Consider the following 21,157-nt stretch of genomic DNA (forward strand, 5'->3'; position numbering starts at 1 on the left):
GTGTGAACCGGAAGTTCATCGGGGGTGTGTGAGCCGGAAGTTCATCGGGGGTGTGTGAGCCGGAAGTTCATCGGGGGTGTGTGAGCCGGAAGTTCATCGACGGTGTGTGAACCGGAAGTTCATCGGGGTGTGTGAACCGGAAGTTCATTGGGGTTTTCGACAACGTGCTGCCTGCCCGCGTCGCGGGCGCGCGGGCGCGCGGGCGCGCGGGCGCGCGTCCTCGACGCCGAACGCCGCCGCGGAACCAGTCGAGCGACTGCGAGCGCCAGGCGGCGCCGCGAACCGGATCAGGCGTCGTGGCGGGTGAAGACGCTGCGGAAGAGGAAGGCGGTCGCGTAGGCGCCGACGGAGAAGCCGATCGTGCCGACCAGGATCGCCGCCGGCGGGAACAGGATCATGAGCGCGACAGCGGTGACGGGGATCACCAGCACGCCCAGCGTGCGGACGGGTTCGGCGGCGGGCAGCAGGAGGGCGTTCCTGAGCGTCTGGCGCACGGTGTTGCGAAAGTACGCCACCTGGGCCATCGCGTATAGGAACGCCGCGAAGAGGTACACGCTGCCGATGACCGCGGCGATGCCGGCCGCGCCGGCCAGCAGCGCGGGGTGCGCGAACCAGAACACGCTCGAGAAGCCGAGCAGCGCGGCCGGGAGCAGCAGGCAGAGCATCAGGACCGTCGCGCGGCCGAAGCTGGCGCGGAACGCGGGGAAGAAGTCCTTGAGGGGACGCCCGCTCTCGTCGTCGGAGTAGCGCAGGGTCACCTCGTACAGCGCGCTGGTGGCGGCGCCGATCGTCACGACCGGCAGGCACAGCACGATGTACAGGAGGTTGAGCCCGACGAAGGTCAGGAACGTCGAGAAGCCGCCGAGGGTGCGGCTGTCGGGGTCGATCCGCATCAGCGGGTCACCCGCTGACCGGCGCCGGGCGGGGAGGCATGCGCGCAGGTCACGGTCATGTCGCCGCGGGCACTCCGGTCAGGGCCGGCGGCAGCAGCCGCACGGCAGGCTTCGCGCCGTTCGCGAGGATCTCGCAGATCATGTCGGTCGCGGCCGCGCCGATCGCCTCGGCCGGCACGGCGATGCTGTCGGCGAGTCCCGACACCGAGCGGGCGACGTCGTCGGGGCACAGCGCGACGACGGCGAGGTCGTCGCCGCGCGCCTGACCGCGCTGGGCGATCGTCGTGGCCACATGCGGCAGCGCGCCCTCGTTGTGCACGAAGAAGCCCGTGATGTCGGGGTTCTCGGTCATCACCGCGTCGACGGTCGCGACCGACTCGGCGCTGCTCGGGCACGCGTGCACGGTGCCGGTCACGCCGTTGGCCTCGCAGGCCGCAAGGAAGCCCCGCGCCAGGCGGTCGGCGTAGGAGGTGTGGCGCGACATGACCTCGGGAGGCGAGCCGATGAGGGCGAGGCGCCGGTGGCCGAGCGCGACGAGGCGATCCACGGCCAGCCAGCCCGCGGCCTCGAAGTCGAAGTCGACGCAGGGGATCGCCCGCCGCCCCTCGGGCAGGCCGATCAGGACGCTCGGATGCCCGAGGCCCGACAGCGTGTCGATGCGCGGGTCGTCGGACTCGACATCCATCACCAGCAGGGCGTCGACCATCGATCCCTTGGCGGCTCGCTGCAGCGCCTTGGCGTCGTCGCTGGCGAGCAGCAGGATGTCGTAGCCGTGCTTGCGCGCCTGCGTGACGACGCCGGTGACGATCTGCATCACGACGTGCACGTCGACGCCCGTGCGCAGCGGAGCCTGGAGTCCGATGACGTTGGTCGACCGCGACGCCAGTGACCGCGCGCCCGCGTGCGGGCTGAAGCCGAGGTTGTCGATGGCCTTCTCGACGCGGTCGCGCGTCTCCTGCGAGATGGCCCGCTTGCCGCTCATGACGTACGACACCGTCGAGATCGACACGCCCGCCGCCTGTGCGACGTCCGCGATCGTCACCATGAGGTTCCCCGTTCTCCTGCTTCGATCACCCGCGTGGTTCCGGGGGCGAGCTCGTACGTGCCGATCGATCCGTCGGGCCCGTGCACCATCATTGTCGCCGCTCGCGCGCCTGCCCGAAGTCGTGCTCGCACGAGGCGTCCGTCTGTCCATTCGACATCGACCGAGACGTCGCCACGGGAACGGATGCCGCGCACGGCGCCGTCGGGCCACTGCGGCGGCAGCGCGGGCCGCAGCCGCAGCCGCACGCGCGCGGGGTCTATCGACTCCGCCTGCGGTCGTGGCAGGGACTCGCCCTGCTCGGCCGGCTCGTCGAAGGACTGTACGAGGGCCTCCGCGATCGCCGCGGTCACGCCCAGGTTGCCGTCGATCTGGTACGGCGGGTGGGCGCTGAACATGTTCGGGTAGAGGCCGCCGCGGTGCTCGTCGGAGCCCTCATCGGCGGGTCGGAGCGCCAGCCGCAGCTGAGCGTGCACCGCCTCGCCGTCGCCGAGGCGCGCCTGCATGCCTGCCCGCCACGCGAGTGCCCAACCCGTCGACTCCGGACCGCGCAGCCGGATCGACTCGGATGCCGCGCGGGCGAGCTCCGGCGTCGCCTCGGGCGTGATCTGCGCGAGCGGGAACAGCCCGAGAAGGTGCGACAGATGCCGGTGCTCCGGCTCGGCCTCGGTGCGTTCGCGATCCCACTCGAGCAGGTCGCCCCGCGCCGAGACGCGCGGGTCGGGCAGCCGGCCGGTGCGCGCGGTGAGCTCCGCGACCCAGGGCTCGTCGAGGCCCAGCGTCGCGGCGCCGGCGCGGCAGACCGCGGCCAGTTCCCGCAGCAGCGCGACATCCATCGTGGCGGTGACAGCGACGCCGTGCTCGCGGCCGTCGGCATCGAGGTAGTGGTTCTCGGGCGAGGTCGACGGACTCGTCCACGCGCGCTCGCCGTCGTCCTGGATCCACGACAGGGCGAAGGCCCCGGCCGACGCGAGCGCCGGCCAGGCCTCGTCGCGCAGGAACGCGCGGTCCCCTCCGAACGCGTAGTGCTCCCACAGGTGCAGTGCGAGCCACACGCCGCCGAGCGACCAGTTCGCCCACGCCGGGTCGCCGTGGCCGGCGCCCACCGGTGCCGCGTGGGCCCAGGCATCCGAGTTGTGATGGGCGACCCAGCCGTCCGCGCGGTACAGCTCCCGCGCGACGACCGGCCCCGTGGTCTCCGAGAGCCGCCGCGTGAACCGCAGCAGCGGCTCGTGGCATTCGGCGAGGCCGGTGGTCTCGGCCGGCCAGTACGCCATCTGCGTGTTGATGTTGAGCGTGTACGCGCTCGACCACGGACCCGGGAGCTCGGCGTTCCAGAGACCCTGCAGCGTGATCGGGAGGCCGCCGGGCTGCGACGATGCGATGAGCAGGTACCGCCCGTAGTGGAACGCCAGCGCCGCCAGTGCGGCGTCGTCGCGCTCCTGGGCGCGGTACACGCGGTCGACGGTGTCGAGCGAGCCGGCGTCGGCGTCATCGGGAGCGGGCAGCTCGAGCGCGCACCGCTCGTAGAGGGCGCCGTGCGCCGCGACGTGCGCACCGAGGAGCGCCGTCGCTGTGCTGGTGACATCGGTGGCTACCGGGATGCCGGAGAGCAGGTCCTGCGCGCGCTGCCGTGCGTCGCGGTCATCGGCGGGGTCGCCGGGCAGCGAGGGCGCGGTCGCCGTCGCGACGGCGAACAGGTGGGTGGTCGCGGCAGCGCTGGTGAGGACCCCGTCGGCCACCTCGGCAGCGCCGAACGAGCGCACCACGACGGCGCCGTGGCGTCCGGTCCGCTCGTCGTACCGGACCGGTTCGGCGGGCTGCTCGTGGCCGGGAGCCACGTCGACCGGAAGCAGCCACTGGGTCACCAGGTCGCCGCCCACGTTCGCGGGAGCGGACTTCGCCCGCAGCAGCGAACCGACCTGGAGCCGCACGGAGATCGGCTCCTCAGCCGTGATCTCGTGCATGATCAGTCCGGTCACGAGGTCGGCCCACGTGCGGTGCGTCACGCCGTCGTAGGAGTGCGTCGCGACGCCGGTCGCGAGGTCCAGACGCCGCTGGAAGGTCCCCGGGCCGGCGCCGACCGGTGGCCGCAGCACTTCGATGTCGATCCAGCCGAGCGGCAGGTAGGCCTGCACCCACGGCGTCTGCATCCGCTGCAGCAGCGCATCCGCCGCGTCGAGATCGTCCGCCTCGATCGCCCCGCGGACGGCCTCGAGCGCATCCGCCCCGCGCACGGTGACGCCCTCGAGCGGGTCGGCGCCGGCGTGACCCGACCACGCCGTGATGTCGTTCAGCCACAGCTTCTCGCCCCCGGCGAGGCCGGCGCACATGGCGCCGCGCAGGCCGTTGCCGACGGGGTACGCCTCGAGCCACCGGGAGGCCGGCGCGGACGCGCGAAGGGAGTGCAGGGCCTCGGAGCGGAGGCGCGTGGCCGCATCATCGCGGCGCGTGGACATCGTCACACCCTTAGTATATGGTCTCGGTGTTGAAGCGCTTCGAAAGATCGTCGCCCACTTCGGCATCCGCTCGTCGATCACCCCGTCCGCCGCACGAAACTCAGCGAAGAGGTTCTCCGCTCCATGGCCGCCACCCCGCACCCGCGCCGCATCGACGCGTTCGGTGAGCTCACCCGCGAACTCGGCATCTGCTTCGGCGGCGACTACAACCCCGAGCAGTGGCCCCGCGAGGTCTGGCACGAGGATGTCGAGCTGATGGTCCGCGCCGGCGTCAACCTCGTCACGGTGGGCGTCTTCAGTTGGGCGCGCCTCGAGCCGTCGCCGGGGGAGCGGGACTTCGCATGGCTCGACGAGGTGCTCGACCTGCTGCACGCGCACGGCATCGCCGTCGACCTCGCGACGCCGACCGCGTCGCCGCCGCCGTGGCTCGGCATCCTGCACCCCGAGACGCTGCCCGTGAACCCCGACGGCGTGCGCCTCGCCGCCGGATCGCGCAACCAGTTCACGCCGGCCTCGCGCGTCTACCGCGCGCATGCTCTGTCGATCGCGACCGCGATGGCGGAGCGCTACGCGACCCACCCTGCGGTGCGCATGTGGCACGTCGGCAACGAGTTCGGCCAGATCGACTTCGGCGACGAGGCCGCACGCGAGTTCCGGCTGTGGCTGGCCGACCGCTACGGCACGATCGACGCGCTCAACGACGCCTGGGGCACGCTCGTCTGGGCGCAGCGCTACCGCGACTTCGACGAGATCCTGCCCCCGCGGCGCATGCCCTATCTCGTCAACCCGGCGCAGTCGCTCGACTTCCGCCGCTACACGTCGTGGGCGCTGCAGCGCGTCTTCGGCGAACAGCGCGACGCGATCCGCGACGCCGGTGCGACGCAGCCGGTCACCACCAACTTCATGGGGTTCGAGCCGCTCACCGACCTGTGGGAGTGGGCGGGCGACGTCGACGTAGTCGCCGACGACCAGTACCCCGACCACGCCGCCGCGACCGCGTCGTCCGACATCGCGCTCGTACAGGACCTCATGCGCTCGCTCGGCGACGGCCGCCCGTGGGTGCTCATGGAGCAGGCGGTGAGCGCGACCTCGTGGCGCCCGCACAATCTCCCGAAGAGCCGGGATCGCGCGCGCCTGGACTCGCTGCAGGCCGTCGCGCGCGGGGCCGACGCGATCTGCTTCTTCCAGTGGCGGCAGGCCCGCACGGGCGCCGAGCGCTTCCACTCCGCGCTGCTGCCGCACGCCGGAGCCGACACAGAGGTCTTCGCGGGCGCCTGTGCGCTGGGCGCCGACCTGCGGCGGCTGCGGCCGGTGGTCGGCGGCCGGGTGGCGGCATCCGTCGCGCTCCTCTTCGACTGGCCCTCGCGCTGGGCCGCCGACGAGCCCGGGCGCCCGACCGAGCGGCTCGACACCCTCGAGCAGGTCCAGCGCTGGCACCGCGCGCTGTGGCGTCGTGGCATCGCGGTGGACCTCGTGCGCCCCGGCGCTGACCTCTCGGCGTACCGGGCCGTGCTCGTGCCGCACACGTACATCCTCGAGACGGATGCCGCAGCCGCACTTCGCGCGGCGGTCCAGGGCGGCGCGAGCCTCGTCGTGGGCCCGTTCTCGGGGGTCGCCGATATCAACGCCGGCATCCTCACCGGGCGTTCCCCGGTGCTGCTGCGCGACCTCGTCGGCGTCAGCGGCGAGGAGTGGGTGGGACTTCCCGACGCGCCGACGCCGCTCGCCGTCGAGGCCGGCTGGACGACAGGTCCGGCGACGGCCGAGGCCACCGTGCTCGGGGAGCGGCTGCGCGCCGAGGGTGCCGACGTGCTCGCCCGCTTCGGCGACGGGCATCTCGCCGGAGCGCCGGCGATCACGCGCCACCGCGTCGGTGACGGCACCGCCTGGTACCTGGGCGCCGTCGCGTCGGACGATGCGCTCGCCGCCGTCCTCGACGACGCGCTCGACGCCGCGGGCGTCACCGGCGTCGTGCCCGATCGCGTCCTGCCCGACGACGTCGAGGCCGTGCGGCGCGGCGACGCCCTCTTCCTTCTCAACCACGGTCAGGCGACGCGGCACCTCACGGTGCCCGGGCCGCACCGGGATCTCCTGTCGGACGCGGACGTCGACGGGCGGGCCACGCTCGCCCCCGGCGCCGCCATGGTGCTCATCGAAAGGCACGCAGAGTGAAGTTCACCGATGGCTACTGGCTCACCCGGCCAGGACTGGCGCCCCTGTATGCGGTCGAGGTCGACGACATCCGCCACGACGAAGCCGCCGGCACCATGACCGTGTACGCCCCGACGGCCGTGATCCGCGACCGCGGCGACACCCTCAATCGCGCGATGCTGACAATGACGCTCTCGGCCCCGGCGCCCGGCGTCGTCAAGGTGCGGGTCGAGCGGCACGCGGGTGCCGTGCACCGCGGCCCCGACTTCGAGGTGTTCGGCGAGGAGGGCTTCCGTCCCGAGATCGCGATCGACGACGAGGCCGGCATCCTCACGTCCGGCTCGTTGGCTGCGCGCGTCTCGCGGTCCGCAGGTCAGTGGCGCGTCGACTTCGAGAGCGACGGGCGCGTGCTCACCAGCTCGCTGCCGCGATCGATCGGGCATTTCACGGGCACCAGCGGCAAGAACGGCACGACCGGGACCCCCGGCACCGCGGGCACCGCCGCCGGCGGCACGCAGCCCACCTGGGTGCACCAGCAGCTGAGCATCGAACCGGGCGAGCGCGTCTACGGGCTCGGCGAGCGCTTCGGCGCATTCGTGAAGAACGGCCAGGTCGTCGACACGTGGAACGCCGACGGCGGCACCTCGAGCGAGCAGTCGTACAAGAACGTGCCGTTCTACATCACGTCGCGCGGCTACGGCGTCTTCGTCGACAACCCCGCGAACGTCTCGTTCGAGGTCGGCAGCGAGGTCAACTCGCGCGTGCAGTTCTCGGTCGACGGCGAGTCGCTCGACTACTACGTCATCGCGGGACCCGAGCCGAAGGACGTGCTGCGCCGCTACACCGCACTCACCGGGCGCCCGGCGCGCGTGCCGGCGTGGTCGTTCGGGCTGTGGCTCACGACATCCTTCACCGCCAGCTATGACGAAGACACCGTGAGCGCCTTCGTCGACGGCATGGCCGAGCGCGACATCCCGCTGTCGGTCTTCCACTACGACTGCTTCTGGATGCGGGAATACCAGTGGACCGACTTCGAGTGGGACGCCCGCGCCTTCCACGACCCGGTCGGCCAGATCGCCCGCATGCACGAGCGCGGCGTCCACGTGTCGGTGTGGATCAACCCCTACATCGCCCAGCGGTCGGCGCTGTTCCGCGAGGCGGCGGACAAGGACTACCTGCTGCGGCGCACCGACGGCAGCGTGTGGCAGTGGGACATGTGGCAGGCCGGCATGGGGCTCGTGGACTTCACGAACCCCGAGGCGGCCGACTGGTACGTCGCGAAGCTGCAGGGACTGCTCGACCAGGGCGTCGACGCGTTCAAGACCGACTTCGGCGAGCGGATCCCGGTCGAGGGCGTCGTGTGGCACGACGGGTCCGACCCGCACCGCATGCACAACTACTACGCGAAGCTCTACAACGAGGTCGTCTTCCGCGCGCTGGAGCGGCACCACGGCGTCGGGGACGCGGTCGTCTTCGCGCGCTCGGCGACCGCCGGCTCGCAGCAGTTCCCGGTGCACTGGGGCGGCGACAACGACTCGACCTTCCTCTCGATGGCCGAGTCCCTGCGCGGCGGGCTTTCGCTCGCCATGTCGGGCTTCGGCTACTGGAGCCACGACATCGGCGGGTTCGAGGGCACGCCCGACCCGGGCCTGTTCAAGCGGTGGCTCGCGTTCGGCCTGCTCTCGTCGCACTCCCGGCTGCACGGCTCGTCGTCGGTCCGCGTGCCGTGGGCCTTCGACGAGGAGGCCGTCGACATCGCCCGTGAGTTCACGAAGCTGAAGATGCGTCTCATGCCGTATCTGGCCGGTGCGGCCGAGCAGGCGCATGCCGACGGCACGCCGATGATGCGTCCGATGGTGCTGGAGTTCCCCGGCGACCGCTCCGGCTTCGACGCCGACACCCAGTACATGCTGGGCGAGTCGCTGCTGGTGGCCCCGGTCTTCACCGCCGACGGCAGCGTGGAGTACTACGTGCCCGAGGGACGATGGACCTCGCTCCTGGACGGCTCGGTCGTCGACGGCCGCCGGTGGGTGGCGGAGACCCACGGCTACGACTCGGTGCCGCTGCGCGTGCGCCCCGGCACCGTGCTGCCGTTCGGCGCCGACGACAGCCGCCCCGACTACGACTGGGCGGACGGCGTGACCCTGCGCTGCTTCGAGCTGTCCGACGGCTACGACGCCGTCACGACGGTGCCCGGCCACGACGCCAAGGGATCCATCGGCGCCGCCGGCGCCACCACGTTCCGCGTGCGCCGCGAAGGCGGGGCGATCATCGCCGCATCGGACGACGCGCGCGCGCCGTGGGCGCTGCAGGTGGGAGACCGGATCACGCGGGCTGCGGCATCCGGAGAGATCCGCATCGAGATCGAGGAGGACGCACGATGAGCGAAACGGTGCCCGCCGAGGGGCAGCCGCTGTTCCGGCGGGTCGACCAGCCGCTCGCGGCGCGTGCGCGTGACCTGCTCGACCGGCTGACGCCCGACGAGCGGATCGCGATGCTGCACCAGGCGGCCCCCGCGATCGAGCGGCTCGGCGTCGCCGAGTGGCGCACCGGGTGCGAGGCGCTGCACGGTGCCGCATGGCTCGGCCGGGCGACGGTGTTCCCGCAGCCCGTCGGCCTCGCCGCGACGTGGGACACCGACCTCGTCGAGAAGGTGGGCGAGGTCGCCGCGATCGAGGTGCGCGCCAAGCGCGCCGAGAACCCGCTTGTGAGCCTCAACGTCTGGGCGCCGGTGGTCAATACGCTGCGCCACCCCGCGTGGGGGCGCAACGAGGAGGGCTACTCCGAAGACCCGCACGTCACCGCCGTGTTCGGCACGGCGTACTCTCGGGGCCTGCGCGGCGACCACCCGCGGGTCTGGCGCACGGTGCCCGCGCTCAAGCACTTCCTCGCCTACAACAACGAGACGGACCGCTCCACGACGTCGTCCGAGATGTCGCTGCGCACGCTTCACGAAGAGGAGCTGCCCGCCTTCCGCGGAGCGATCGAGGCCGGTGCTGCGGGCGGCGTCATGCTCGCCTACAACCAGGTCAACGGCATCCCGGCGCACACGCAGCCCGAACTCGTCGCCGAGGCGCGGTCGTGGACCGACGAATCGATCGCGGTCGTGTCGGATGCCGGCGCGCCCACGTTCCTCGTGACCACCCAGCGGTCGCAGCCCGACCACGTCCACGCCGCCGCGGCGCTGGTGCTCTCGGGGCTCGACTCGTTCACAGACAACGACGCGAACGCGGCGCCCACCATCGGCTACCTGCGCGAGGCGCTGGAGGCCGGGCTCCTCACGACCGACGACATCGACCGGGCGGTGGTGCGACTGCTCGAGCTGCGCATCCGCACCGGTGAGTTCGACGGCGCCGACGACCCGTATGCGGGTATCGGCGTCGAGGCGATCGACGCGCCGGAGGCGCGTGAGCTCGCCCGCGAGACGGTGGCGCGCTCCGTCGTCGTGCTGCGGAACGACGACGGAGTGCTGCCACTCTCGGATGCCTCGAGGGTCGCGGTCGTCGGACCGCTCGCCGACCTCGTGCTCCCCGACTGGTACGCCGGCACCCCGCCGTACTCGGTGGGCATCGGTGCCGCGGCCGCCGAGCGCTTCGGCGAGGCGGAGGTCGTGACCGGCGCCGACACGGTGGCCCTGCGCGCCGCATCGAACGGGCGCTACGTCGCCGCCGCCGCGGACGGCTCGGCCGTCGAGGCGTCGGCCGACGCCTCGGGAGACGACGCGCTGTTCGACGTCACGGACTGGGGCGACGGCATCCTCACGCTCCGCTCCCACGCGAGCGGGCTGCTGCTCACCGGAGGCTCCTGGCCGATGCGCGCCGACGCCGCCCGGGTCGGCGGGTGGATCGTGCAGGAGAGCTTCCGCGCCCACGTGCACGCCGACGGCAGCTGGTCGCTGCTGCACCTCGGTTCGGGCCGCTGGGTGCGGACCTTCCGCGACTCGGGGCTGCTCGCGGCCGAGGCGGTGACCCTCGACGACGCCGAGCGGTTCGGCGTGCGCGTCGTGCGGTCCGGCGCCTCCGCGGTAGCCGAGGCGGCCGCGCGAGCCGACGCCGTCATCGTCGCGGTGGGCAACGACCCGCACCTCGCGGGGCGCGAGACCGAGGACCGCCCGCACCTGCGGCTGCCCGCCGCTGCCGCCGAGGTGTGGCGCGCGGCACGCGAGGCGAACCCGCGCGCGGTGCTCACGGTCGTGTCGAGCTACCCCTACGTGCTGGACGACGTGGATGCCGCAACCGTGGTGTGGTCGAGTCATGGCGGTCAGGAGCTCGGGCACGGCGTCATCGACGTGCTCTCGGGTGATCGCGAGCCGTCGGGCCGCCTGTCGCAGAGCTGGCCCGCCACCGAGGAGCAGGCGGGCGACCTGTTCGACTACGACACGCTGCGGCAGGGCGCGACCTACCGCCACCAGGCCGGCGAGCCCGCGTTCGCGTTCGGTCACGGCCTCACGTTCGCGCCGGTCGCGTACGAGTCCGTGAGGCTGGCGGATGCCGCGACGAGCGGAGAATCCGACCGCGCGGGCCGCGTGGCGATTGCCTCTCCGGCGCCGACGCACCGTCACGCCGGCTTCGCGCCGCGCGGGGATGAGCCCGTCGTGCGGGCGGTGGTGCGGGTGCGCAACACCGGCGACCGCGATGCCGAGGAGCTCGTGCAGCTGTACGCGCTGCCCACCGGCGACTTCGCGATCGCGACCCCGCGCCGCGTGCTCGTCGCTTATCGCCGCGTGCGCCTCGCGCCCGGCGAGGTCCGCGACGTCGAGCTCGCGTTCTCGCCCGGCAGGCTCGCGGTCTGGGATGACGACGTGCGTCTGCCGGGAGCGGTCGACGACTGGCTCCACGCCGGCGCGCTCCGGGTTCAGCCGGGTGCTTACGTCGTCGGGGCAGGCCCCTCCGCCTGGGACCTCCCCGTCCGCGCGGACCTCGAGGTCATCGCCTCCTGACGCGAGCCCGTCCGTCCACCCGGTCGTTGAGCGAGCGAGGGACGAGCGAGACGAAACGCGCTGCACCCGGCGCGGCGGTTCGGTTCGGCGCGTTTCGTCTCGGTCGCTGCGCTCCCTCGCTCAACGACCGGAACTCTGCTCGCGGTCGTTGAGCGAGCGAGGGACGAGCGAGACGAAACGCGCTGCACCCGGCGCGGCGGTTCGGTTCGGCGCGTTTCGTCTCGGTCGCTGCGCTCCCTCGCTCAACCACCGGAACGCTGCTCCCGGTCGTTGAGCGAGCGAGGGACGAGCGAGACGAAACGCCCCGCACCCGGCGCAGACGACGAAATCAGGGTGCGAGTTCGTCCGCGAGGGCGCGGGTCTCGCCGGGGGTCCAGATGCGGTCGCCGAAGACGTGCCGGTGCGCCAGCGAGAGCTCGGCCCCCGGTGCGAGCACGATGTGCTCGTCGAACGAAGGGGAGGGCGCGAGGATCGGGAACGGCTCGCTGCGCACGAACCAGCGGATCGCGGGGCCACCGGTCGACGAGCCTGCGAATGCGAGCACCGTCCCGCCGCCGTCGAACTCGTCGTGCTCGCCCGAGAGGGCGACCCACGGCGCGTCGAGACCCATGACGGCGTCGCTGCCGGCGTCGTCGGGCAGGCCGCCGGCCAGCACGCGGCCGCCGGTCCAGGCGCGCGGCATCCGGATGACGAAGCCGGTGTAGCCGGCGTTCGGGCGGCCCTGCGTCGTCGGGCTGCCGAACTCGAGGTCGCGGCCGGCGACGTTGCGGAGCGTCGTCGAGAAGTCCAGCAGCCACAGGCCGCGCTCGGCGTCGACGCTGTGGAAGCGGTGCGTCCGCGTCTCGGCGACCCACTCCTCTCCGCCCTGCGTGATCCAGGTGAGCTGCTCGGTGAACGACACCTCGGTGCCGGCATCCGTCATCTCCGTGAAGCCGTCGTGGCGCATGCGGCCGACGTTGTCGAGCAGGGCGTAGTCGCCGGTGTCGGGGCGGTAGGTGTTGCCGCCCCAGAAGTTCTCGCCCGACACGTGGGTCCACGTCATCTGCAGGCCCTTGTGCCAGCGGTGGTCCCAGGGGCGGTACGCCGTGAGCGGGGCGCCGTCGAGCGCGCGCACCGGATGCAGGAAAGGCTTGGGCCCCTCCGACGGCGCGCCGCCCGGGGCGAAGGCGTACCGGGCGATGTCGACGCCGGCGGTGGTCACGGTCAGGTCGGTGTCGTCGAGGCGAAGCGTCAGATCGGGCACGGTCTCATTGTGGCGCATCCAGGCGGAAAACGCTTCCCCACGCGAGCGGACGGGCGATTTTCCCGCTCGCTGAGGCCCGTGTCAAGGGGCAGGGGTTTCCGGGCGCTGAGGCGGCGCGAACGGTAGCGTCATCGTCATCTCACAGGAGACACCGCACCCCCCGCGGTGTCCACGAGACAAAGGAGAGATCATGCTCTGGACAATTCTGGGCCTCATCATCATCGGCCTCATCGCCGGCCTCATCGCTCGCGCCGTCATCCCGGGCAAGCAGAGCATGGGCATTCTGCTGACGATCGTCCTCGGAATCGTCGGCTCGTTCGTCGGCGGCTTCCTCGGCTTCCTGCTGTTCGGCAGCGACCCCAACGGCGGCTTCCTGCAGCCTGCCGGGATCATCGGATCCATCCTCGGCGCGATCATCGTGCTCGGCCTGTACGTGCTCTTCACGCGTCGCCGCGGCGTCACGCGGTCCTGACCGCACCGGGTCGTGCCGGGCCACCGGCCGACCCGCGAACGAAAGAACGTCGCCCGAACCCATGCGTCCCTCGCGTGGGTTCGGGCGATTCGTCTGTGTACGGGCGAGCCGTCTTGCGCAAGGTCAGGCGCGTTTCGTCTCGCTCGTTCCTCGCTCGCTCAACGACCGACCGGGGGGCGGGCGCGTTTCGTCTCGCTCGTTCCTCGCTCGCTCAACGACCGACCGGGGGGCGGGCGCGTTTCGTCTCGCTCGTTCCTCGCTCGCTCAACGACCGGGGGTCGGGCGCGTTTCGTCTCGCTCGTTCCTCGCTCGCTCAACGACCGGGGGGTCGGGCGCGTTTCGTCTCGCTCGTTCCTCGCTCGCTCAACGACCGGGGGGTCGGGCGCGTTTCGTCTCGCTCGTTCCTCGCTCGCTCGACGACCGGGGGGCGGGCGCGTTTCGTCTCGCTCGTTCCTCGCTCGCTCAACGACCGGGGGGGCGGGCGCGTTTCGTCTCGCTCGTTTCTCGCTCGCTCAACGACCGGGGGGTCGGGCGCGTTTCGGGTCGGCCGTTTCTCGCTCGCTCAACGACCGACCGGGGGTCAGGCGCCGGCCAGGGCCTGCGACACCACCTCGCGGGCCTCTGCCTGCACCTGTGCGAGGTGCTCGGGACCGCGGAGCGACTCGGCGTAGAGCTTGTAGACGTCCTCGGTGCCCGACGGGCGCGCGGCGAACCACGCGTGCTCGGTCTGCACCTTGAGGCCGCCGATCGCTGCCCCGTTGCCGGGCGCGTGCGACAGCTTCGCGGTGATCGGCTCGCCGGCCAGCTCGGTCGCGGTGACCGCCTCGGGCGCCAGCTTTCCGAGCGCGGCCTTCTGGGCGGGGGATGCGGGGGCGTCGACACGCTGGTACGCCGAGGCGCCGAACTCGGCCTCGAGCTCCGCATAGCGCTGCGAGGGCGTCTTGCCGGTCACCGCGAGGATCTCGGCGGCCAGCAGGCACAGCAGGATGCCGTCCTTGTCGGTCGTCCAGACGCTCCCGTCGCGGCGCAGGAACGATGCGCCGGCCGACTCCTCGCCGCCGAACGCGACCGATCCGTCGAGCAGGCCGGGGACGAACCACTTGAATCCGACCGGAACCTCCAGCAGCCGACGCCCGAGCGATTCGGCTACCCGGTCGATGATCATCGAGCTCACGAGCGTCTTGCCGATCGCGGCATCCGCGGGCCATTCCGGGCGGTGCGAGTACAGGTAGTCGATCGCGACGGCCAGGTAGTGGTTGGGGTTCATCAGCCCCGCGTCGGGCGTCACGATCCCGTGCCGGTCGGCGTCCGCGTCGTTGCCGGTCAGGATGTCGTACTCGTCGCGGCGGCCGATGAGGCCGGCCATCGCCGACGGCGACGACGGATCCATGCGGATCTTCTCGTCCCAGTCCAGCGTCATGAACCGCCACGTCGGGTCGACGTCCGGGTTCACGACGGTGAGGTCGAGCTCGTGCACCTCTGCGATGAGCGCCCAGTACTCGACGGAGGCGCCGCCGAGGGGGTCGGCGCCGATGCGCACGCCCGCGCGGCGGATCGCCTCGACGTCGATGATGTTCGAGAGGTCGCGCACGTAGGCGTCGCGGAAGTCGTACTCGCCGAGCGTGTCGGCGTCGATGTCGCGGAACGGCGTGCGTGCCACGCCCTCCAGGTTCGCCGCGATGAGCTCGTTCGCCCGGTCGGCGATCCAGCCGGTCGCGTCGGTGTCGGCGGGGCCGCCGTTCGGCGGGTTGTACTTGAAGCCGCCGTCGCGCGGCGGATTGTGGCTCGGGGTCACCACGATGCCGTCGGAGCGGCTCGGGTCGGCGGCATCCTTCCCGCGGTTGTAGGTGAGGATCGCGTGGCTGAGCGCGGGAGTCGGCACCCACGAGTCGCGGGCGTCCACGCGCACGTCGACGCCGTTCGCGACGAGCACCTCGATGGCGCTGCGCTCGGCGGGAAGCGACAGGCCGTGGGTGTCGCGGCCCAGGAACAGCGGCCCCTCGATGCCTTGCGCCCGGCGGTAGTCGACGATCGCCTGCGTCGTGGCGAGGATGTGGGTCTCGTTGAAGCTGGCCGACAGTGAGGAGCCGCGGTGGCCGCTGGTGCCGAACGCGACGCGCTGCTCGGGCACCGCCGGATCCGGGGTGATGTCGTAATAGGCGGAGATCACCTCATCGATGTCGATGAGGTCGGATGCTTCGGCGGGCTGTCCTGCGCGACTCATGCGTCCCAGTCTGCCCTCCCGCAGGGCCTCGCGCATCGCCGATGACGGCCGTCCGCCGTTCCGTTCTCAGGAGTGGATGGTCCGCGTCGACGAATCCGCCGCGGATTGACGCGGTCGGGACGCCCGCCAGGCGCCGGCGATCCTGAGTACGGTACGGGAGGTGATGCCCACGCCGCGGCTGCGGGGCCCGCCTGCACGGCCGCGGCTAGGCTGGCACGCGTGACTTCCGAGGTCGCCTCCGCCGAGGCATCTGCTCCCACCCGCCGCACGTACAGCTATCTCGGGCCCGCGGGCACGTTCACCGAGGCGGCGCTCGCGCAGGTGCCCGAGGCGCGCGGCCACGAGTGGCGGTCGGTCCGCAACGTCGGCGAGGCGCTCGCGGACGTCGTCGAGGGCCGATCGGATGCCGCGATGATCGCCATCGAGAACTCGGTCGACGGCGGGGTGTCGACGGCGCAGGACGCCCTGGCCACGGTGCCCGGGCTCCGCATCGTGGGGGAGTACCTGGTGCCGGTCGAGTTCGTGCTAGTCGCCCGGCCGGGTGCGCGGCTCGAGGACGTGTCGCTCATCGCGGCGCACCCGGTGGCGTACGCGCAGTGCCTGCAGTGGCTCTCGGGGAGCCTTCCCGCCCACGCGCACGTGCCGGCGGCGAGCAACGTCGCCAGCGCGATGGGCCTCCTCGACGGATCGAGCGATGCGGATGCCGCGATCGCACCGCCCGGCATCCTCGAGCACCACGAGCTCGAGCTGCTCGCCTCGAACATCGGCGACAACCCCAACGCCGTCACCCGTTTCGTGCTCGTGAGCCGCACGGTCGTGCCGCCGCCGCCGACCGGCGCCGACAAGACCTCGCTCATCGTCGAGCTGCCCGACGACCACCCCGGCGCCCTGCTCGAGATGCTCGAGCAGTTCGCCACCCGGGGCATCAACCTGTCGCTGCTCGCCTCCCGCCCGATCGGCGACGAGCTGGGCCGATACCGTTTCGTCGTCGATGCCGACGGCCACCTCGAGGACGAGCGCATGGCCGACGCCCTCCTGGGCCTGCGCCGCTTCAGCCCGCGTGTGACCTTCCTCGGCTCTTATCCGCGGGCCGACCGTGCCGTGGTGCGCTACCCGGAGCGGTACGCCGACGACGTGTTCGTCGAGGCACGCGACTGGCTGCGCGGTCTCATCTCGGGCGAGCCCGAGGTGCAGGAATGACGGCGCTGGCTTTGGATGCTTCGAACGAGCGGGAGGCGAAGGCGCTCGCCCGGCTTCGCAGCGAAGAGATCGCGTGGCTCGGCACCATCGGACGCGATGGCTTTCCGCACGCCGTGCCGGTGTGGTTCCTCTGGCAGGACGACGTCGCCTACGTCTTCTGCCAGCCAGCCTCGGCGAAGATCAAGAACCTGCGTGAGAATCCGCGCGCGATGCTTCACCTCGAAGCCGGCGACGACGGCGAGCAGCTCCACGTGCTGCAGGGGACTGTCGAGTTGTCACCCGAGCCGACGGTCGATTGGCTGGATCGGCTCGGCGGGGCCTACCTCGCGAAGTACGCGGGCGGCATCGAGCGCCTCGGGTGGACGCACGACCGCATGTGGGCGGACTACTCGACCGTCGTGATCTTCCGCCCCCACAAGCTGATCGCCTGGTAGCGGACGCCGAACACCCGGGGCCAGGCCGTCGTCAGGCAGGTTCTGAAAAACCCCATTGAACTTCCGGTTCACAGGGGTTGGTGGAACTTCCGGTTCACAGGGGTTGGTGGAACTTCCGGTTCACAGGGGTTGGTGGAACTTCCGGTTCACAGGGGTTGGTGGAACTTCCGGTTCACAGGGGTTGGTCGAACTTCCGATCCATACGGGTCGGTCATCGAGCCGACGGGACCGGGTTCGGCGTTCAGGCGTGTGAACCGGAAGTTCAATGGCGCTCTGGGAGGGTGCCTCGCCGGAGCCGGGCCCGGGCGCCGGCCCTGGACCCCGGCGAGGGCTAATGCGTCAGGACGCGAGGCCGAGCTCCGCGGCGAGCAGCTCGAGCGTCTGCAGGCGGCCGGGGGCGGTATCCATCGGCTCATTCTCGTAGGAACCGGCGATCGGCGAGATCATGACCTCGTCGACACCGTGCCGCGCGGCGAAGGCGCGGAGGTCGGATGCCACGGCCGGCGCAGTGCCGACGAACCACTTCGCACGCGCCGACGCCATGAACGTGTCGCCGAGCCCGGCGAAGTCGTCGGCGTTCGCGATCGAGGCTTCGACGGTCTCGAGGGCGACGAGCGGCCGGTTCGTCCGCAGGCGCGCGGTCATGCGCAGGTTCGGCAGCGCACGCGCCTCCGCCTCGTCGTCCGTCGGCGCGACGAGCACGTTCGCGGTCAGGAACGTCCGCGGGGCGGCGAGCGTCTCGGACGCCACGAACGCCGTGCGGTAGAGCTCGAGTGCGCGCTCGAGGCCCTCGCCCGAGAAGTGGTTCGCGAAGACGTAGGGCAGGCCGAGGGATGCCGCGAGCTGCGCCGAGTAGTCGCTCGAGCCGAGCAGCCACACCTCGGGCGTCGTGGTGGCGGCCGGCGTCGCGTGCACGTCGTACGTGCCGCCCGATGTGAAGCGCAGGGAGGCGCCGTCGGGAGCGACGAGGGAGATGATGTCGCGCACGTGGTCGGGGAAGCGCTCGACGTCGCTCGTGGTGCCGCTCTGGCGGAGCAGCTGCGTGATCACCGGGTCGGACCCGGGAGCGCGGCCGAGGCCGAGGTCGATGCGACCGGGCGCGAGGGCTTCGAGCGCCGCGAACTGCTCGGCGACCACGAGCGGCGAGTGGTTCGGCAGCATGACGCCGCCCGAGCCGAGGCGGATCCGCGAGGTCCGAGCCGCCGCGGCCGCCGCCAGCACCGGCGGCGTCGTCGAGGCGACCGCCGGCATGTTGTGGTGCTCGGCGAACCAGTAGCGGCGGTAGCCCAGCCGATCGGCGGCGTCGACGAGGGAGAGGGATGCCGCGACCGCCTGGGCGCTCGTCTGGCCGGTGCGCACCGGAACGAGGTCGAGGACGGACAGGGCCGGGGCGGGGGTGGCGGTACTCATCCCCTGCGACAACCCGCTGCGCCATCAGCTCTATTCCTTCCGGTCGTTGAGCGAGCGAAGCGAGACGAAACGCGCTGAGTCCCCATCCGGTCGTTGAGCGAGCGAAGCGAGACGAAACGCGCTGAGCCCACGGTCAAGCCGGATTCTGGGCGTTTCGTCTCGCTCGTTCCTCGCTCGCTCAACGACCGGGGCGGATCAGGGGAGGCGGTTGCCCTTCGCTATGTTCTCGCGCAGCTCGGCGGCGGTCTGGCGCGCCACGTACGCGGGCCGGTCGCGTTCCAGCCGCCACGATTCGCTGAGAGGCCCGGCGCTGACGGTGTCGAACCCGAGGGCGTCGTAGATGCCCGTCACGAGCTCGACGGCATCATCGTGGTCGCTCGCTGTGCCGAGGGCACGGCGGTCGGGATCGCCCGCCGGCAGACCCGTGGTGTTGATCTCGGAGGCGAGGATCTGGTTGAACGCCTTCACCACCTTCGAGGCGGGCAGGTGCGCCTGCACGAGTCCGGATGTCGTGGCCTCGCCGCGGTCGAGGGCGTCGATGTGGCCGTCGCGCTCGAAGTAGTAGTTGATGGTGTCCAGCACGATCTTGCCGGCGAGCGGCTCGACCGGCAGATCCTTCAGTGCCTTCAGCGGCACCGTCACCACGGCGATGTCGCCGGCGGCTGCCGCGTCGGCGGCGGTTGCGGCCGTGACCTTCGGTCCGAGCTCGGCGACCAGGCCGGCCAGGCTCTCGGGTCCGCGCGAGTTGGCGATCACGACGTCGTACCCGAGCCCCGAGAAGGCGCGTGCGAGTGCGCTGCCGATATGTCCTGCACCGATGATTCCGATCGTTGTCATGACGGGCGGCAACCGGGCAGGGGCCGCGCGCATTCCGGGAGTCGACACGGGAGGAAATCCGGGAAACGTTTTCGGAAAGCCGCCCCAGTGCTCCGGGAGCCGTGTGACGATGTCGGGATGGACTACGTGCACCTCGGACGAACCGGCACCTCCGTCTCGCGGATCGTGCTCGGCACGATGAACTTCGGCGACCGCACCTCGGAGGAGGACGCGTTCGCGATCATGGACCGCGCGCTGGAGCTCGGCGTGAACTTCTTCGACACCGCGAACGGCTACGGCGGCGCCGGCGGACGCGGCACCACCGAGGAGATCATCGGCCGGTGGTTCGCCGCCCGCCCCGGTGTGCGCGACGACATCGTCCTGGCGACGAAGGTGCACTCGCCGATGGTCGATCCCACACCCGACGGCGACGTCGTCAACGCGCGCGGCGCGTCGGCCTGGCAGGTGCGCCGCGAGGCGATCGGGTCGCTGCGGCGGCTGCAGACCGACCGCATCGACCTCTACCAGTTCCACCACATCGACCGGCACATCTCGTGGCCCGAGCTCTGGCAGGCCATGGAGGTGCTGGTGGCGCGCGGGGAGGTCGTCTACACCGGCAGCTCGAACTTCGCGGCCTGGAACATCGCTCAGGCGAACGAGATCGCGACGCAGCGCAACTTCCTGGGGCTGGTCAGCGAGCAGTCGCTGTACAACCTCGTGCAGCGCTCCATCGAGCTCGAAGTCATCCCCGCGGCGCAGAACTACGGTCTCGGCATCCTGCCGTGGTCGCCGCTGGCGGGCGGGCTGCTCAGCGGCGGATCGTCCGATGCCAACGCGCGGTCGGCGACGGCGCGCATCGCGTCGCAGCGCGAGGAGCGCGGCGACCAGCTCGCCGCGTACGAGCGCTTCGCACAGGAGCGCGGCTGGACGCCCTCGGCGCTCGGGCTCGCCTGGCTGCTGCACCAGCCCGGTGTGACCGGACCGATCGTCGGCCCCCGCACCGTCGAGCAGCTCGAGTCCGCGGTGTCGGCCCTCGACATCCGGCTCAGCGACGACGACCTGAACGCGCTCGACGAGCTGTTCCCCGGCCCCGGCGGCCAGGCGCCCGAAGCGTACGCCTGGTAGCGATTGCGCCGGGCGGGTCAGGCGCGGGCGGCGCGCTTGACGTGCTCGTACGCGTCGAGCGCGGCCCTGCGGGTCTCGCCGAGATCGACGATGGGCTCGGGCGGGTGCTCTCCGAGGTGCTCCGGCGCCCACTCGCGCACGTAGTGCGCGTCGGAGTCGAACTTCCTGGCCTGCAGCTGCGGGTTGAAGATGCGGAAGTACGGCGCCGCATCGGCGCCCGACCCCGCCACCCACTGCCAGTTGAACGGGTTGTTGGCGCCGTCGGCGTCGACCAGCGTGTCCCAGAACCACTCCTCGCCGCGCCGCCAGTCGATGAGCAGGTTCTTGACGAGGAAGGATGCCGCCACCATCCGCACCCGGTTGTGCATGTAGCCCGTGTGCCACAGCTCCTTCATGCCCGCATCGACGAGCGCGACGCCGGTACGGCCGCGCTGCCAGGCGTCGAGGTGGGTGGGCTTCAGCCGCGGCCAGGGGAACGCGTCGAACTCGGGCCGCAGATTGCGGCTGGCGAGGTCGGGGTGGTGGAAGAGGACGTGCCATGCGAACTCGCGCCACCCGAGCTCCGAGAGGAACCTGCCGCCGGCACCGGCCTCGACGGTCTCGTGCCAGACGGTATGCGGGCTGAGCTCGCCCCAGCGCAGGCGCGGCGACAGCAGCGAGGTCGCGCCTGCGGCGGGCTCGTCGCGGGCGCGGTCGTAGTGCGCGAGATCGTCGCGCAGGAACTCCCGCAGCCGTCGGCGCGCGGCCGG

15 protein-coding genes are annotated in these 21,157 nt (G+C 71.8%); 7 read left to right on the plus strand and 8 right to left on the minus strand.

The genetic code is table 11. The features are described from left to right. Positions 1-287 precede the first annotated feature (287 nt). Genes ACI3KX_RS18935 through ACI3KX_RS18945 form a run of 3 tightly spaced genes read right to left on the minus strand, consistent with a single transcriptional unit; the run spans position 288 to position 4,394 of the window. Positions 288-893: a YesL family protein gene (locus ACI3KX_RS18935; protein WP_404910706.1), complete on the minus strand. Its 606-nt coding sequence runs from the start codon at positions 891-893 to the stop codon at positions 288-290. Positions 894-948: 55 nt separating this feature from the next. Continuing rightward, entirely contained in the window at positions 949-1,938 is a 990-nt protein-coding gene (locus ACI3KX_RS18940; RefSeq protein ID WP_363354807.1) for a LacI family DNA-binding transcriptional regulator, read from the minus strand. Then, entirely contained in the window at positions 1,932-4,394 is a 2,463-nt protein-coding gene (locus ACI3KX_RS18945; RefSeq protein ID WP_404910714.1) for a glycosyl hydrolase family 95 catalytic domain-containing protein, read from the minus strand. Before ACI3KX_RS18945 ends, ACI3KX_RS18940 begins: the two co-directional genes overlap by 7 nt. 123 nt (positions 4,395-4,517) lie before the next feature. Between ACI3KX_RS18945 and ACI3KX_RS18950 the strand changes: the two genes are divergently transcribed. Genes ACI3KX_RS18950 through ACI3KX_RS18960 form a run of 3 tightly spaced genes read left to right on the plus strand, consistent with a single transcriptional unit; the run spans position 4,518 to position 11,484 of the window. Then, on the plus strand, positions 4,518-6,566 hold the full coding sequence (locus ACI3KX_RS18950) for a beta-galactosidase (RefSeq protein WP_404910707.1): 2,049 nt from the start codon (positions 4,518-4,520) through the stop codon (positions 6,564-6,566). Then, the gene (gene yicI, locus ACI3KX_RS18955; RefSeq protein WP_404910708.1) at positions 6,563-8,929 is read left to right on the plus strand and encodes an alpha-xylosidase; all 2,367 of its coding nucleotides are present in this window, start codon (positions 6,563-6,565) and stop codon (positions 8,927-8,929) included. Before ACI3KX_RS18950 ends, yicI begins: the two co-directional genes overlap by 4 nt. Next, positions 8,926-11,484, plus strand: coding sequence for a glycoside hydrolase family 3 C-terminal domain-containing protein (locus ACI3KX_RS18960; protein WP_404910709.1), 2,559 nt, complete (start codon positions 8,926-8,928; stop codon positions 11,482-11,484). The genes yicI and ACI3KX_RS18960 overlap by 4 nt, the downstream gene beginning before the upstream one ends. Before the next feature lie 328 nt (positions 11,485-11,812). Here ACI3KX_RS18960 and ACI3KX_RS18965 read toward each other — a convergent pair whose 3' ends face one another. Further along, complete coding sequence (locus ACI3KX_RS18965; RefSeq protein ID WP_363354799.1) at positions 11,813-12,727, minus strand: PmoA family protein; 915 nt, start codon at positions 12,725-12,727, stop codon at positions 11,813-11,815. Positions 12,728-12,917: 190 nt separating this feature from the next. On the opposite strand from ACI3KX_RS18965, the gene ACI3KX_RS18970 reads away from it, so the two are divergent. After that, complete coding sequence (locus ACI3KX_RS18970) at positions 12,918-13,199, plus strand: GlsB/YeaQ/YmgE family stress response membrane protein (protein WP_349428916.1); 282 nt, start codon at positions 12,918-12,920, stop codon at positions 13,197-13,199. A 580-nt stretch (positions 13,200-13,779) separates the two neighbouring features. Here ACI3KX_RS18970 and pgm read toward each other — a convergent pair. Next, entirely contained in the window at positions 13,780-15,423 is a 1,644-nt protein-coding gene (gene pgm / locus ACI3KX_RS18975) for a phosphoglucomutase (alpha-D-glucose-1,6-bisphosphate-dependent) (protein ID WP_404910710.1), read from the minus strand. Between the two features lie 219 nt (positions 15,424-15,642). On the opposite strand from pgm, the gene pheA reads away from it, so the two are divergent. Continuing rightward, positions 15,643-16,623 (plus strand): prephenate dehydratase, encoded by a 981-nt coding sequence (gene pheA / locus ACI3KX_RS18980; RefSeq protein WP_349428914.1) that lies wholly within the window; start codon positions 15,643-15,645, stop codon positions 16,621-16,623. Beyond that, positions 16,620-17,057 (plus strand): pyridoxamine 5'-phosphate oxidase family protein, encoded by a 438-nt coding sequence (locus tag ACI3KX_RS18985; RefSeq protein WP_404910711.1) that lies wholly within the window; start codon positions 16,620-16,622, stop codon positions 17,055-17,057. The genes pheA and ACI3KX_RS18985 overlap by 4 nt, the downstream gene beginning before the upstream one ends. 339 nt (positions 17,058-17,396) lie before the next feature. On the opposite strand, the gene ACI3KX_RS18990 is transcribed toward ACI3KX_RS18985, so the two are convergent. Continuing rightward, on the minus strand, positions 17,397-18,467 hold the full coding sequence (locus tag ACI3KX_RS18990) for an LLM class flavin-dependent oxidoreductase (RefSeq protein ID WP_363354793.1): 1,071 nt from the start codon (positions 18,465-18,467) through the stop codon (positions 17,397-17,399). Positions 18,468-18,662: 195 nt separating this feature from the next. Then, the gene (locus ACI3KX_RS18995) at positions 18,663-19,304 is read right to left on the minus strand and encodes an NAD(P)-binding domain-containing protein (RefSeq protein ID WP_363354791.1); all 642 of its coding nucleotides are present in this window, start codon (positions 19,302-19,304) and stop codon (positions 18,663-18,665) included. A 117-nt stretch (positions 19,305-19,421) separates the two neighbouring features. Between ACI3KX_RS18995 and ACI3KX_RS19000 the strand changes: the two genes are divergently transcribed. Then, positions 19,422-20,408, plus strand: coding sequence for an aldo/keto reductase (locus ACI3KX_RS19000; RefSeq protein WP_404910712.1), 987 nt, complete (start codon positions 19,422-19,424; stop codon positions 20,406-20,408). 17 nt (positions 20,409-20,425) lie between these two features. On the opposite strand, the gene ACI3KX_RS19005 is transcribed toward ACI3KX_RS19000, so the two are convergent. Continuing rightward, positions 20,426-21,157, minus strand: a 732-nt coding sequence (locus tag ACI3KX_RS19005; protein WP_404910713.1) for a cryptochrome/photolyase family protein, incomplete at its 5' end; no start/stop codon positions are given.

It is taken from the genome of Microbacterium sp. ZW CA_36 (genome assembly GCF_044987475.1).
Taxonomy (GTDB): domain Bacteria; phylum Actinomycetota; class Actinomycetes; order Actinomycetales; family Microbacteriaceae; genus Microbacterium.

What these genes read in the sequence shown, in the direction of transcription:
- ACI3KX_RS18985 (WP_404910711.1), top strand. Translation starts at nt 16,620, where the DNA reads ATGACGGCGCTGGCTTTGGATGCTTCGAACGAGCGGGAGGCGAAGGCG.
- ACI3KX_RS18950 (WP_404910707.1), top strand. Translation starts at nt 4,518, where the DNA reads ATGGCCGCCACCCCGCACCCGCGCCGCATCGACGCGTTCGGTGAGCTC.
- ACI3KX_RS18960 (WP_404910709.1), top strand. Translation starts at nt 8,926, where the DNA reads ATGAGCGAAACGGTGCCCGCCGAGGGGCAGCCGCTGTTCCGGCGGGTC.
- ACI3KX_RS19000 (WP_404910712.1), top strand. Translation starts at nt 19,422, where the DNA reads ATGGACTACGTGCACCTCGGACGAACCGGCACCTCCGTCTCGCGGATC.
- ACI3KX_RS18940 (WP_363354807.1), bottom strand. Translation starts at nt 1,938, where the DNA reads ATGGTGACGATCGCGGACGTCGCACAGGCGGCGGGCGTGTCGATCTCG.
- ACI3KX_RS18990 (WP_363354793.1), bottom strand. Translation starts at nt 18,467, where the DNA reads ATGAGTACCGCCACCCCCGCCCCGGCCCTGTCCGTCCTCGACCTCGTT.
- ACI3KX_RS18970 (WP_349428916.1), top strand. Translation starts at nt 12,918, where the DNA reads ATGCTCTGGACAATTCTGGGCCTCATCATCATCGGCCTCATCGCCGGC.
- ACI3KX_RS18945 (WP_404910714.1), bottom strand. Translation starts at nt 4,394, where the DNA reads ATGTCCACGCGCCGCGATGATGCGGCCACGCGCCTCCGCTCCGAGGCC.
- pgm (WP_404910710.1), bottom strand. Translation starts at nt 15,423, where the DNA reads ATGAGTCGCGCAGGACAGCCCGCCGAAGCATCCGACCTCATCGACATC.
- ACI3KX_RS18995 (WP_363354791.1), bottom strand. Translation starts at nt 19,304, where the DNA reads ATGACAACGATCGGAATCATCGGTGCAGGACATATCGGCAGCGCACTC.
- ACI3KX_RS18935 (WP_404910706.1), bottom strand. Translation starts at nt 893, where the DNA reads ATGCGGATCGACCCCGACAGCCGCACCCTCGGCGGCTTCTCGACGTTC.